Source organism: Sphingobacteriales bacterium, assembly GCA_016700115.1.
Taxonomy (GTDB): Bacteria; Bacteroidota; Bacteroidia; order Chitinophagales; family UBA2359; genus UBA2359.
Genome location: CP064999.1, coordinates 1,003,397 through 1,018,643, shown reverse-complemented (window position 1 = coordinate 1,018,643; position 15,247 = coordinate 1,003,397). Strand labels below are relative to the sequence as shown.

General features: G+C 39.1%; 9 protein-coding genes. 4 read left to right on the top strand and 5 right to left on the bottom strand.

Going from position 1 to position 15,247, the window contains the following annotated elements:
* Positions 1-24 precede the first annotated feature (24 nt).
* Positions 25-2,847 carry a T9SS type A sorting domain-containing protein gene (locus tag IPM47_03400; protein QQS30011.1) on the bottom strand — a complete coding sequence of 941 codons (2,823 nt, stop codon included), beginning with the start codon at positions 2,845-2,847 and terminating at the stop codon, positions 25-27.
* A 1,220-nt stretch (positions 2,848-4,067) separates the two neighbouring features.
* On the opposite strand from IPM47_03400, the gene IPM47_03395 reads away from it, so the two are divergent.
* From IPM47_03395 to IPM47_03385, 3 genes are all read left to right on the top strand, one after another.
* Positions 4,068-4,631, top strand: a complete 564-nt coding sequence (locus IPM47_03395) for a YeeE/YedE family protein (GenBank protein QQS30010.1) — start codon at positions 4,068-4,070, stop codon at positions 4,629-4,631.
* A gap of 12 nt (positions 4,632-4,643) precedes the next feature.
* On the top strand, positions 4,644-5,057 hold the full coding sequence (locus IPM47_03390) for a YeeE/YedE family protein (GenBank protein ID QQS30009.1): 414 nt from the start codon (positions 4,644-4,646) through the stop codon (positions 5,055-5,057).
* 159 nt (positions 5,058-5,216) lie between these two features.
* On the top strand, positions 5,217-6,827 hold the full coding sequence (locus IPM47_03385) for a hypothetical protein (protein ID QQS30008.1): 1,611 nt from the start codon (positions 5,217-5,219) through the stop codon (positions 6,825-6,827).
* Between the two features lie 53 nt (positions 6,828-6,880).
* Here the strand turns inward: IPM47_03385 and IPM47_03380 are convergent, their stop codons facing one another.
* Together IPM47_03380 and IPM47_03375 are read right to left on the bottom strand one after the other, a co-directional pair.
* Positions 6,881-7,162, bottom strand: coding sequence for a hypothetical protein (locus tag IPM47_03380; protein ID QQS30007.1), 282 nt, complete (start codon positions 7,160-7,162; stop codon positions 6,881-6,883).
* A 359-nt stretch (positions 7,163-7,521) separates the two neighbouring features.
* Positions 7,522-7,992, bottom strand: coding sequence for a YbjN domain-containing protein (locus IPM47_03375; GenBank protein QQS30006.1), 471 nt, complete (start codon positions 7,990-7,992; stop codon positions 7,522-7,524).
* A 160-nt stretch (positions 7,993-8,152) separates the two neighbouring features.
* Between IPM47_03375 and IPM47_03370 the strand changes: the two genes are divergently transcribed.
* Complete coding sequence (locus IPM47_03370) at positions 8,153-12,148, top strand: tetratricopeptide repeat protein (protein QQS30005.1); 3,996 nt, start codon at positions 8,153-8,155, stop codon at positions 12,146-12,148.
* Between the two features lie 240 nt (positions 12,149-12,388).
* Here the strand turns inward: IPM47_03370 and IPM47_03365 are convergent, their stop codons facing one another.
* Positions 12,389-13,399 carry an aminotransferase class V-fold PLP-dependent enzyme gene (locus tag IPM47_03365; GenBank protein ID QQS30004.1) on the bottom strand — a complete coding sequence of 337 codons (1,011 nt, stop codon included), beginning with the start codon at positions 13,397-13,399 and terminating at the stop codon, positions 12,389-12,391.
* 17 nt (positions 13,400-13,416) lie between these two features.
* On the bottom strand, positions 13,417-15,246 hold the full coding sequence (locus tag IPM47_03360) for an AAA family ATPase (protein ID QQS30003.1): 1,830 nt from the start codon (positions 15,244-15,246) through the stop codon (positions 13,417-13,419).
* Position 15,247 lies beyond the last annotated feature (1 nt).

Genomic DNA, 15,247 nt, shown 5'->3' with positions numbered 1-15,247 from the left:
ACCGGAGTTTTATTTACTTTCGTTTTATCGGATAACAGAAACCTGACCGGTTTCTACATATTTTCCGGCTTCTAACCTAAACAGATAGTTTCCTGACGATACCGGCTTTTCTCCGTTGTCGGTGGTGTTCCAGTTAACCTGTTGTTTGCCCGGTGACAGAAAACCCGAAAACACAGTTTTTACGAGTTGACCGGTCATGGTGTAAATACTCAGGGTTACCTGAGCCTGTTCGGGCAAAGTAAAACGAAAATCGGCTTGTTGGGTTACCGGATTTGGGGAGCAGATGAGTTCATAGTCAGCCAAACTTTCGGTATTGGGTCCTATTCCGACCGGATATTCCAATTCGGGTGTGGGTAAAGGTTGGTCGGTAAAAATATGGAACATACCCGGCGGCATATTGATAGTAACCGAAGTATTGGTTACTTCTAAAGGTTCACCGCTAAAATAATCATACCAGGTTCCGGTATGTTGAAAACTGCCGGATACATTGGCCGAAGCCACATCAAAATTGCCCAGAATAGCGACATTCATTTCCGGATGGTTCAGATAAATTCGTTTGGCATATCCACTCGCAGATATCGTAAAATCATCGGTTTGAAAGGTTGGATACTGTCGCAAAACATTCAACGCCTTAATTGTCTTGTACAGATTGCGGCGTTTTGGATCGGCAAAATAGTCCCATCTGATGGGTTTAGGATCGGTTCGCGAAGCATCGGTTCCTGATGGGTAATTGATTGAAAAATCATACCCTAATTCCCCAAATTGCCATAACATTTTAGGTCCCGGAACGGTATAAAAAAATGAAGCCGCCTGTTGAATCCTTTGAATTGCCACACTCAGGGTGCGTACATTGTGGTCAGGATTGGTTTGACTTCCAAAAGTCAGGTTTTTGTACATATTCCTTTCTTCGTCGTGGCTTTCCATATACCCCACTAAATGAGGATTCGACCAACCCCGGTTGATATAAGACACATTGCTGAAATTTGAATCGCCCAAATATCCCATCGTTGCCTCGTTGTAAGTATGGGTAATATTGCCCCAAAGCATCATTCCGTAGTCAGACAGTTCAATTTCTTCGCTGTTGGCGGCAAAATGCTCTAAAATCACATAAGCCTCGGGGTCGTACAGCCATAATTGGTCAGCCATTCGTTTTAACAGCGCAATTCTCGATGCATCGTAATTGCTCCAGGCACCGACATTGTTTCCCGAATTGGTTTGGGTAAATCCTTTCGACAAGTCAAAACGAAATCCGTCAAATCTGTATTCTTCCAACCAATACCGGTTCACCCTGTCCACAAAATATTGGGTGGCCGGGCTTTCGTGATTAAAATCGTAACCTACATTAAACGGGTGGGTAGCAACCGCATTAAAATACGGGTTTTGGTTAATGTTGGGATATAACTGAATTAAGGCGCATTGACCAAAAGCATGATTGAGCACCATGTCTAAAATCACCGCTATCCCTCTCGAATGACATTCGTCAATAAATTGTTTCAGGTCGTTTTTAGTACCATAATACTTATCGGGAGCAAAAAAATACATGGGGTTATAGCCCCAACTGATATTGCCTTCAAATTCCATGACCGGCATCAGTTCTATGGCGTTGATCCCCAGATTTTGAAGATAGTCCAACGTATCTGTCAGGGTTTTGTAATCGTGTTTGCCCAAAAAATCGCGCAACAGAAGTTCGTAAATCACCAGATTTGATTGTTCCGGTCTTTCATATCCGGTTGTTTGCCATTCATAAGGAATTTGACCGGTTTGAAGCACTGAAACCACATTTCCTTGTACCTGAGTAGGAAAAGGAATTAAATCGGGATAGGTAGTGGGCGGAATATAGGGGTCGTCAAAACGGTGTAAAATTTTATCGCTATAGGGATCGCCAATATTTATCCCTCCGTCCACTAAATATTGAAACGTATATTCCTGCAGTGGAGTTAGCCCGTTCAGGGTTATCCAGTACCTTTCACCGTCCGGAGTTCTATGTAATAAATAATCTTCGTTGACTTCCCAGTCATTAAAACTTCCCAACAAAAAAACAAACTCTTTACCGGGCGCATACAAGACCAAAGTTGCAGTGGTTTCGTCAATATAATTGATGCCATCCTGAACCCCAACAGGTAAGGGGGCCGTGTTGGAAGCAGGAATGGTAAAATAATAAAAAGAATCGACCACTTCGGTGGTCCCGTTACTGACTACAGATTTCACCCAATTTTGCCCGGTTCCGGATGGAGAAACTACATAATCCAATTGTTGAACACCGTCAGCAGTTGCCACAGATACGTTATTGACAAAAAGGTTGATGTCTGCGTCCTGACTGGTTTGAACCCGAACATTAAAATCTTCTCCTTCGTTGACATAAGCAGGTCTGATGGCAGGTTGGGTAAACGTGCTGTACAATCCCGGTTGGTAAACCGGCATAAAAATATCGCTTGCATCGGCATCACGACCAACCACTGAGCCATCAGAGTTTCTGAAAACAAAGGCTAATTGCAAAATTTGCTCAGTTTCGGGAACTCCGTAGTATTCTCTGATTCTGAATCCTATCCGGTAAAGATTGTTACCAAGCGGCAACATTTGAGCTGCCGGCAGGTTGGTAGTCCATCCGGCTTTAACATATCTCCAGTTTGAGGGACCTGTACTCAGGTTGGTAATTACACCGGTATGTGCATATATAGGAGGCGCAATTCCTGCCAGTGCGCCGTTTCCTTGTGTAGCATCAAAAACAATGGTCACCGAATCGGTATCTATCGGAAATAATGGTTCCCAGGTAATGACCTGAGTTTTTCCTTGTTGTGATGCTAATAGTATTAGAATCCCTGATAGAAGTTTGGTAAAAAGTTTCATAAAATAAAATTATAAAAATGAGGTGGATCAAACGTTCAGTAAACGGGGCTTTGGAAGTAAAACCTGAGTTTACCCCTTTTAAAAAAGGAGTTTACAAAACAAGGTTATCCAAATATGAAAACAGAGTTAAAAAAATGTTAAAAACATGAGCTTATCCACAGAATTATGTGAGTAACCTTCTTCTTATTCACAGATTTACCTAAAAGTGTCAATACATGGTGTTGCTACGGGTTTCAACCTCAAAAATATCCAAATTTAATCCACCAACCACTTTTTCTCCTAAATTTAGGGGAAATGATGGATGGAACAAATTAAAGTCCTCAGGAAGAAAGTATAATGCTTTATCCTTCAATTTTTACAACAAGCCGGAGGTATGTTTGTTGTAAAAGCAAAAACAATTAAAATTATTTCAACCAAAAATATGGACAGCAAGAATCTGATTATTACTGTTTTTTTAAAAAATTAATATTCAAGTAGTAGTAGTAAGCGCTGTTAATATGTGGATGATTGAACCCATAAAAAATACTGCAAAAAGTTGTACACGCTCAAAATCCCTTTTATACACAGCCGATACACAGGGCAATTACAATAAAATCAGGAGTTTAGAAAGTTATTCAACTTTAGTTTTAAGAGTGAAATGTGTATAATTTTAAGAATTGCTATTGTGAAAAACTTTGGTCATCGTTGTGTAAAAAAGGGGATAAAACAGGGTTCAACGTGTATAAATAGTTAATTGTGGATAAACCTTCTTCTTTTTGGATGTTTGTTCACATCAATTCAGAACTGAGTTATGTTAGTTTGGGATAAACCTGTGAATAACTTATAGAGATAATGAATTAAAAGTCAGCAACTTATAGATTTTAAATTTTGATTTTGTGAATAATATTCCCAACGGCTACAAACAAAAAAGCTGTTTAAACATTGAGATAAAGGGATAAAAAAATGTGGATAACCTTGTGGATAAGGCAAATCATTCACAAAGATATGTGTATCATCGAGGGCTAAAAGTTTTTTTAGACCGGCAGAAAAGTATTGACAAAATGACGAAGAAATTGGCATAAGCGGTAAAAATTGAAACCGGTAAATCAAGAATAATATCGAATATTAGACCTGATAATAACAGGATAAAAAACAATGTAACAATTGTTACCGAAATGTTAGGACAAGAGTGGTAATTATGCACTATTTTTGAAATTATTTTACTAAAAAAAATCATAGCTATGATGGAATTTATTAGTCAGCCATGGCCTTGGTATGTTGCCGGTGCAGGCATTACTTTGGTGATGTTTTTATTGCTTTGGCTCGGAGGCGAGTTTGGCGTTTCCGGTGCCTTGGGTACAATGTGCTCAATGTGCGGAGCCGGAAAAAAAGTGCCATTTTTTAATGTGAACTGGCGCAACCAGTTGTGGAATGTAGTATTTGTTTTTGGTGCTTTAATCGGAGGTTATGTTGCCGGAACCTGGTTGAGCAGTCCAAACGATATTGAATTATCGGCTGCAACAATACAAGATCTTCAAAAACTTGGAATTTCCGATTTTTCGGGTTTGGTGCCTTTAGAACTGTTTGGTTTAGATCAGATGTTTACTCTGAGAACCTTGGTTTTTTCCATTTTGGGCGGATTTTTGATTGGTTTCGGTACCCGGTATGCCGGGGGATGTACTTCAGGACATGCTATCAGCGGGTTGTCTAATCTGCAACTTCCTTCGCTCATTGCGGTCATCGGCTTTTTTATTGGTGGTTTGGCAATGACCCATTTATTGTTGCCTTATTTTATGAAACTCTAAAAACATACGGCTATGAAATTATTAAAGTTTTTGTTGTTGGGAATATTTTTTGGTATTATCATGACCAAGTCAGAAGTTATTTCGTGGTTTCGCATTCAGGAAATGTTCCGGTTTCAGGCTTTTCACATGTATGGAGTAATCGGCACTGCGGTCATACTTGGGGTAATTGTTGTCGCCCTTATCAAAAAAATTAAGCTAAAAAGTACGGAAGGCAATCCCATTGAGTTTCATGATAAGGCTTTCAGCATTTACCGCTATTTGTTTGGGGGCATTATTTTCGGGTTAGGTTGGGCATTGACCGGTGCCTGTCCGGGTCCAATTTTTGTGTTGATTGGTAATGGATATGTAGTGTTCATTCTCATTGCCCTTAGTGCTATTGCCGGTACTTTTACTTACGGGGTCATCTGGGATAAATTGCCGCATTAAAAAGGACTATAAAGGCGTTCTCGCAGACACCGCAAGATATTAGTGGAAGATAAATCTTTGAAATCTGCGGGAGATAATCAACAGTTGCCGTGATATAGGTAACTTTTGAACCATTTAGCCGTGTTTTAGCGTTTGTTTCAAGCATTAAATAGTCAAGGCATGAAGTTAACCGCACATTTAATCATTTTGGCTCTGCTGTTGTACGGCCAAACTTTGTTCGCATCGCAAATCGGAAACAAACGGGAAGTTGCCCAATCGGTTTTTGACGATTTGGTCAATACTTATTCTGATAACAGATTGCCTCCCAAGTTGGAATTGCTGAGTTATTCGTCTGCACCCTCTAATTTGGTTGCCGATTATGTTGACAACCCGTTTCCCGTCATTAGGCTGTCGGAAAAAGCCTATGATGTTTGTGTTGGAATGGGCAAAGATTCTTTAAATGCTTTAGCGGTCATATTGAGTCATGAATTGGCGCATCATTACAAAAGTCACTCTAATCCCGGAGGGTATGCTTTCAGCAGCAACAAGCCTTCAAACCAAAGCAAAACATATTTACTCCAAATTGAAAAGGATGCTGACGAAACAGGTGCTTTTTTTGCCTATCTCGCAGGCTATAATTCGTTGGAGGTTCAGGGAAAACTGATAGATAGAATTTATGCCGTTTTTGGTTTTCCCGATAAAGTAAAAGGCTATCCCACAAAGGACGAAAGGAAAAAAGCAAGTTTGGAAAAACTGAACAATTTGCAAAAATTGCTGCCCGTTTTTGAAACGGGTGAAGTGTTGTTTACTCTTAACAAATATACAGAAGCAGCCGATTGTTTTATATATATAGCGAACAAATTTCCTTCCAAAGAAATGTACTATAATGCGGGGGTTGCCAAATTGATGCAGGCAATAGAGCTATTTGATGTCAAAGAACTGCCTTTTGCCTATCCGGTTGAATTAGAAGCAAAAAGCCGGCTCACAAATAAAAACGTTAGAGAGGTAGATAATCAAAGCGATTACCAAAAAAAACGGCAAGATATTTTGAAAGAAGCAGAACTTTATTTAGAAAAAGCATGTAAACTTAACCCTGATTACACCACAGCTACAATTAGTTTAGCCTGTGTTTATGATATACAAGGCAAGCACACAATGTCCATCCAAAAATTAGATGAATTATTGAAAAACAAAAAAAACGGGGTAGCTAATGCTTATGTAGCCAGAGGAATTGCAAAAATGCGTTCAGGTTTAATTGACAAGGCAAAGCAAGATTTGCAATTGGCAATAAACCAAAAAGGTCTGTATGCACAACCCAATTACGACCTGCTAAATAATTACGACAAATATTGGATATCCGAAACCATTCAACGTTACTGGAATTCATGGTTCTCAAAACAACCTGTTTCTGAAACGACCCCGACTAATTTATGCAACCCAAACGAGGAGTTTATATCAAACAAAAACCCGGTGCAGCTTGAAAACAAAAGTATTTCTCAAATATCCGTAAATAACTGGACTCTAAAATTTACAGAAAACAACGGTATATGGGTAATTACCCCGTTATATAATTTAAAATTTATTGCAACCCCGCCAAACTATTCCGGCAGCACCGGTAAAGGGATTAAAGCAGGAAATACCATCCCGGCTGTTGAATTGGTTTATGGCAAACCTTCCTGTTCAAAAAGCACAACATTGGGCAGCAATTTGGTGTATCAGGATTGCCGAATCATTTTTGTTCACGATAAAAAAGGGAAAATTCAAAAGTGGATTTTGTATAAAATAGAATAGCAGAGCTGATACATATTGCACTCTGCCATTCTGTTTTTTAGCTTTTCGGTTGATTAGTACCCGTAATAACTGCTGCGGTTTTTAGAGCTGCTTCGCTGTTTGGGTGTAGAAATCCAATTGTTATCCGGTTTTTTGTATCCCTTGTTGCCGGTATAGGGATTTACATTCGGACGGGTAGAGTAATTGTCGCGGTTGGTGTGGTTTGGGGCGGTGCGGGTATGCGGTTGGACATAAGTGCCGTTGCTGCGGTTATACCCCCCAACCCGAACATTTTGTCCTAACGCAACACTTAACGTTGCTAAAATAAGCACGAACGTCAAAAAGATTTTTTTCATTTTTTTGAATTTTGAATTTTTAAAAAAAGTTGTCTTGATAAAATATGTTTTTGATTAGATGATGAACCTAAACCTGACAAGCCGGAAACAAAAAAGGAAAAAAGCCGGACGATAACAATTTTTCATGCGAATTGATATTCGCTCACCCCTAACACCTTCGAGGAGGGGAATATGACCAATAAAGTATGGAGTTACTCTTGAGAGAAGCAGGCTCAAATTATCGAATTCGGAAAGAATAAGACTAACGAAGCATGGAGTTACTCCCCTACTCGGATGGTCTGGGGGCGGGTTCTTTAGTCAGGGAAACTCTATAGTATTTCGTCCAATTTTGATTAAATTTTATTGGTACGGTATTAAGCTTAGTTAAGCTCAATCAAAGGATTTTTTTCTATCTCCCGCAAGGCCAAAACCGGGGTGGTGTTGCTGTAATTGACGCTCATTAGGGCAGGAAGATATTTATCCATGATTATGGCACAAGTCATAAAATTATGGTCAATAACAGATGCAGAAACAGGAAAATCATTGTCGTATTGCCAACTGACGGAATAACGGATTTCCCCGTCTTCGTAGTCCATTTTAAAACTGCCGAGCATCATGTCGTAATTGATGCGGGTTATCAGCTCTGCTACTGCATGTCGTTTTTGTTGCAGGACATTTGCATTGCAGACAGCAAAAATCAAAACCTGCTCGTCCCGAACATCTATAAAGAATCCCATCGTGCCGTTAATACCGGACAATTGCATTTTGAAAATGCGACACTCCGAAGATGGCGTTAATACTTGATACCTGATACCTTTTTCGTCTAAATAGTTTTTGATTTTTTGAAACATAGTGGTATGCTTTATACGGTTAAAAAAGTTTGTTAATTTTGAGTGATTTAGAGATACAGCCCGCAAATCAAACCCTTTTTTTACGCGCTACATCCTTTATACCTGAACCCGTAAGAAGGTAACCCCATTTGACAAACTTTTATTCAAAAAATTTCCCTCGATGAAACCGGCACATTACGCAGTTGTATTTATTCTTCTCTTATTCTGTTCTATTGGCTTAACAGCTCAACCGGTACCAAAAGATTTAGTTGAGCATATAAACTACTATCAGGAAAAAGGAGATATGGCTTTTGAAGCGGAAGATTATATGGAAGCCGTTTTAAATTTTGAAAAAGTATTGGAAGCAGTTAAAAAGAAATACGGACCGACAGACACTCTCATGGCATATTATCATCATAAGTTGGGGTTTGTATATGAAACCGTGCAAAATGGACAGAAGACTATTCAACACTATGCTCAAGCAGCAGAAATTTGGAAAAAGAGAATGGGAGAAGATAGTGAACAGTACATTAGTGTTTTAGGGGGCATTTATTCTTTCAGCTTACAACAAATGTATTTAGACGATATTAATTGGCCACTTTTGTTGAAATTATCAGAACTAATTAGAGAAGAGTTAGGAGAAGAAAGCAGCGAACATGCTGCTACTATAAATAATTTAGCGTTATTATGTTCAAATAATGGCAATTACGAACAATCAGAACTTTTGAATAAACAGGCATTAGAAATCATGGAAAAAGTTTTGGGTGAAGAGCATCCAGACTATGCAACATCCTTAAACAATTTGGCATTATTGTATCAAAATATGGGCAAATATGAACAATCAGAGCCGTTGAATAAACAGGCATTGGAAATCAGAAAAAAAGTTTTGGGCGAAGAACATCCCGACTTTGCGATGTCCTTAAACAATCTGGCTCTCTTGTACCAAGACATGGGTAATTACGAATATGCGGAACCTTTACTTAAACATGCATTGGAAATCACGAAAAAAGTTTCGGGCGAAGCCCACCCCGATTATGCGTTGTCCTTAAACAATTTGGCAGGTTTGTATGTGGATATGGCAAAATACGAACATGCTGAGCAGTTGTTTAAACAAATATTAAAAATTTTGAAAAAAAATAAGGGTGAAGAACATCCCGACTATGCAACTACTTTAAGCAATCTTGCAGTTTTATATAATGATATGGGCAAATACGAACAATCGGAGCCGTTGTTTAAACAGACGATAGAAATTGATAAAAAAATTTTTGGGGAAGAACATCCCAACTATGCAACATCCTTAAACAATATAGCATTATTGTATCAAGATATGGGTAAATATGAACAATCAGAGCTGTTTAATAAACAGGCATTAGAAATCATGAAAAAAATTTTGGGTGAAGAACATCCCGACTATGCAACATCCTTAAACAATCTGGCATTATTGTATCAAAATATGGGAAAATACGAGCAAGCTGAGCCGTTGTGTAAACAGGCATTAGCAATCAGAAAAAAGGTTTTGGGTGAAGAACATCCCGAATTTGCAGCTACTTTAAACAATCTTGCAGTTTTGTATAATGATATGGGCAAATACGAACAAACAGAGCCATTGCATAAACAGGCATTGGAAATCAGGAAAAAAGTTTTGGGCGAAGAACATCCCGATTATGCAACATCATTAAACAATCTTGCAACTTTATACAAAGAGATAGGAAAATACGAACAATCGGAGCCGTTGTTTAAACAGACGATAGAAATTGATAAAAAAATTTTTGGGGAAGAACATCCCAACTATGCAACATCCTTAAACAATATAGCATTATTGTATCAAGATATGGGTAAATATGAACAATCAGAGCTGTTTAATAAACAGGCATTAGAAATCATGAAAAAAATTTTGGGTGAAGAACATCCCGACTATGCAACATCCTTAAACAATCTGGCAAGTCTTTATACTGAAATGGGCAAATACGAACAATCGGAAACTTTACTTAAACAGGCATTGGAAATCAGGAAAAAAGTTTTGGGTGAAGAACATCCCGATTATGCGGCTTCTTTAAACAATCTGGCAACTTTATACATAATGATAGGCAAATACGAACAATCAGAGCTGTTGAATAAACAGGCATTAGAAATCATGAAAAAAATTTTGGGCGAAGAACATCCCGCCTATGCAACTTCTTTAAGCAATCTGGCAGGTTTGTATTCTGATATGGGAAAATACAAACTATCAGAGTCTTTATATAAAAAGGTATTGAAAATCAGGGAAAAGGTTTTGGGGGAAGAACATCCCGACTTTGCAACAACCTTAAACAATGTGGTATTATTGTATATGGTTATGGGTAAATACGAACAATCGGAAACTTTACTTAAACAGGCATTGGAAATCAGGAAAAAAGTTTTGGGCAAAGAACATCACGACTATATCCAATCTTTAATCAATCTGGCAGGTTTGTATGACCTAACCCAAAACTACACAGCCGCATATCCGCTATTTACCCAAGCCATACAAATCCATCAAAACCAAATTACTCAAAACTTTACCTGGCTATCAGAAAAAGACAGGGAGCAATACTTCAAAACCATCGGTTTCAATTTCGAAGCCTTCCATTCCTTTGCTTACAAAGCCCACAAAAATATCCCCCAAATGCTATCCAACGATTACGATTATACACTTTTTATCAAAGGACTGCAATTAGCGACATCTCAACAAATGCGCAATAGAATAGCTGCAAGTGCTGTTACAACATTGTTGGGTGATTACGAAAACTGGCTGGGGCAGCGGCGTTTTCTCGGAAAACTCTATGAAAAAACCATTGAACAGCGAAAAACCATGGGCTTCAATATAGACAGCCTTGAAGAAGCAGCAAACCGCGCCGAAGCAGACCTTGCCCGCCGTTCTGATGTATTTGCCGAAGCTACAGATACCGTCCGATATACCTGGCAGGATGTACAAAAACAATTGAAAGACGGGGAAGCCGCCGTAGAAATTGTCCGCTTTAATTGGTATAACAAAGACTGGACAGATACGGTGTATTATGCCCTAATGGTAGTTACCCCGCAAACCAAAGAACATCCCGATGTGGTATGGTTGGAATATGGGAAAGATTTGGAGGGCAGTCATTTTAAGAACTATGTCGGTGCTATGAAAAGGGGGGAAAACGATTTTGACAGCTACCTGCAATACTGGAAACCCTTGGACAGCCTGTTGCAGGGAGCAAACAAGGTCTATCTGTCTTTGGATGGAATTTACCACAAAATCAACTTGGAAACCCTGATTACTCCCGAAGGCAAATACCTTGGCGATGAGAAAGAACTGCATTTGGTGGGTAGTACCAAAGATTTGGTCAAACACCGGAAAGCGGTTACATCCACTTTGTCGGCTGTTCTGTTGGGCAACCCGGCTTACAGCGCAGACAGCACGACGTTGGCAATTACTGCCGGGCAATTTAAAAATCCTACAACCACCGATGCTTATCTTCCCGACAATACCCGTTCCGCTACATATTACCTGAAACCCCTGCCCGGCACTCAAACTGAAATAGACCAAATCGGCGCAGTGCTCACTCAGGCGGGCTATTCGGTAAAATCATACAGCGGGAAAGAGGCAGCGGAGGAGGCGGTCAAATCAGCAAACAGCCCCCGTATTCTGCATCTTGCCACGCACGGCGCATTTTTAGAGATTTCCGATAGACCCGAAGAATTAAACCGGATGCAGTTTTTAACAGACATGGACATAAAACGGGCTATTGAAAACCCATTGCTGCGGTCTCAACTTTATTTCAGCGGAGCGCAGGAGACCTTATCGGGAAGATACCCCGCAAATGCGACATACGACAACGGCGTTCTGACCGCTTACGAGGCAGTGAATCTGAACCTGCGGGGGACGGAATTGGTTGTTTTGAGCGCTTGCGAAACGGGTTTGGGCGAGGTTCGCAACGGTGAGGGGGTATTTGGTTTGCAACGGGCTTTTCAGGTTGCTGGAGCGCAAAGCGTGATGATGTCGTTAAGGGAGGTAAGCGATGCGGCAACGAGCCTGTTCATGAATACCTTTTACCAAAACTTTTTAGAAACCGGCAACAAACGGCAGGCATTTAAAGCCGCCCAACAAACGCTCAGAAAAACATCCGACTATAAACATCCTTACTATTGGGGGGCGTTTGTGTTGGTGGGGGAGTAAGCGGGTAGTTTATTTATTTTAATCCTTATGGGTTGGCAAACCTATATGGATTGGCAATCGGAAAGTCTAACAATTGCCCTCTTGAGCTAATCTTGTAATGATCAGATATGGGGCAACTGATTTTGAAGATAATAACCCATTGATACAATTTATAATGGAATTACTGATAACAGATAAGCCGGAGTTAAGTATATACAAAGGATAGTTACTTAAGCTATTATTATATCGCCTTAGAGAAAGTCACTTTAGTTCAAAATTGAATTGAACTTTTACAAGATTTTTAAGATAATCATTAGTTATTGGTCTTTTATTTGAGACCAATTTTGGAAAGTGTTTTTTAGTTAACTCAAGAAGATTCATTTGCGATAAACTTTCACTAATATACCAAATACTTGTTGCTTCACATTTATCATAAATGCGCCCAATGTTATCTATTGACGAATAACCATAGTATTCAAAAAAAGTGCTTTCTTCGGGTTTAAATGAAAAACATGATACAATATTATCAGAAGACAATTGCATAATAATGCCAATGGCGGTTGTTTGTTGGTTTTTCACAATAGAGTGAAGCATATCAAATGCTTGATTGGCTTTGATGGCAGCTAAGGGATTTACCCTACAGTTGAGCGGAGTAAAAGGATTCCAATTGCTTGAACCAAGCTCTTTCTTTTGCCTGTGAGGATGTTGTGATAGAAGAAGAAGTTTTTCATAAAGTATCCGATCGTCAGTTAAAATTGCTCCCATTTCTCCGGCGTTTAATGTTTTTCCCGATGTCCCACTCAGTACAATACAATCTGCAAAAGATCCTGCAGGCATATTGTCTCTAATTGCACCTACGCTTTCGGCTGAATCAGATATATATAAAAGTCCGTTAGCTTTCGCTATGTTTGAAATTGCCAAACTATCACAAGCATTCCCACCGGTATCTATACTAAAAATCGCTTTTGTGGCAGGAGTTATTAATTCTTGAATTTTATCCGGGGAAATACAAAACCTATCATCCACCCCGGCAAAGGAGAGTTTGTTTCCAAAATGTAGAAATGGAGCGATGCTGCCACTCCATCCGAAAGACGGCACAATGATATGTTTCTCTTTTAACGAACAAGCTATTGAAATGGCATATATAGCCATGGTAGCGCTACTTGTCAGCAAACAATGTTTTTTCCCGTAATAATTAGCTAATTTTTGTTCTAAAGCGTAAACATCAAATGTGCCATCTAACTGTATATTTAATCTTACTTCAGGTTTCATTTTTAGATAAAAGTTGTTTAAACATTAACAAAAGGTTCTAATTCTTCAATTTTCCGGGAGAGTTGTTTGTAATCTACTTTCTTGTCGCTATCCAATACCTCTAAGATATAAGACGGAAAGGGATAATCATCATAAGGTTTGTTGTTTTGAATATCCCACCAAGGCAAGTAGGCATTGCTTTTTGTGTGAAGCAGGGCAACTAAATCTGAATGTATGTATGATTCTCTGTTAGCGCTTGGCACAACATTTTCACCGGCAAAAAGAAGATGCTCCATACTAACTTCACCGGGAATAAACGCCATTGCGCTTATTAAACTTTCTCTTATATCCCGAGGAGAAGCACTCGCATAATAGAAACGCTCGGAGATGCTTTTTAATAAATTCTCATTGTCAAAGTTCGGTTTTTCATTATTGTCTATTGCGATGAAGTTTAACGATTCTTTAAAACCGAGACTTTCCATTAAACTCATAATAATGAAAGGCATATCTTCCAATAGAGGCATCAATACCGGCACTACTACCCATCTGCTTAACATTGCTGCCGAAATACTTCCAGGCTTATTGCTGGTGGCTATTAAGCTAACTCTTCCTGCAAGACTCGAATCTGATAAAAATTGTTGCAATTGTCCCATCAAATTGGAAGTAACTCCGCTATCGTTGTTTTGATTGCCGCGATTCATAGGCAGAACCATTTCAAGCTCGTCTATTATCCCTATACCCCTTTGTTCCTTTAATATTGAAAGCATCAATTTAGTTTTACGCTCAGATTCTCCTACTAAAGAACTTTTTGGGCTGTTTAGGGTAAACGCTTGTACCTTTGCGAAAAATGCTGTCATTATTGCCAGATCCGTTTTACCGGTTGCAGGCGCTCCCGCTAAAATACAGTTGCGAATAGCAGTAACTTTACCTTCGCGAAGAGCATCGGTTGTAATTTTTAATATCTCTAAAGGTCGTTGAATGTTTCTCCCTACTAATTTTTTACCTTTTATTCGTTCCATATCAACAGACTCTAAGGTTCCTTCCGACATTCGAATAATGTCTTCTTGCTTTTTAAAAGAAAGAGAAGCAGTAGTAACGGGACTCTTCGTTAAAAAAGAAGTATAAAAAATCTGTTCTAATCCACGATTTGGACTATTAGATGTAATATTTACTATTATATCACTTGTCAATCCTGTTTCTAATTGAACAGAAGGATATTTGTTTTGTAGGGCTGTCAAAAAATCTACTTTTTCATCCTTCGCCGGTTGATATAAGCGCAACACATCAATATGCTTGCTGATAATATCATCCAAAGCACCTTCTCTGGCTTCACTGAAAATCACATAGCTGCCCGATTTTCTTAATCCTAAACTTTTGGATAAGGTACTTGCTAACTCAATAGAAATCATTTGTTCATTACTATGGAAACCGGGTTGCATAGAAGGCGTATTATGCTCGGCAAAATGTATAATGAGCATAAACGCCATTGGCCTTCCATCTCTAAAAGTGGGATATTTATCTGACTGAACAAGCGCCAATAGCCCTCGCATTGTTCGAACGAAATCCTGTTCTTCGTTCGAACCGCAATTTTGTTGCGGTTTATTTATTCCCAAAGAACTAAGGACTTTATCTATATCCTGCGATTCCGGTTTAGTCAAGGAATTTGCATCATAAGTTACGCCCGATGATTTTGAATATTCTATTAAAACAAGACCTCTAATCAATGCTTCAGACCTTACAGCTTCTAATAAAGGAAGCATACGTCCTTGGCTGTCTGTTGTTAAATCTCTCATATCTCGCCCTCTGTGTATGAGAATATGTCTGCCTTCATCTAAGGGCTGAAACAATTGTTGTACTGCCGTTTTCATT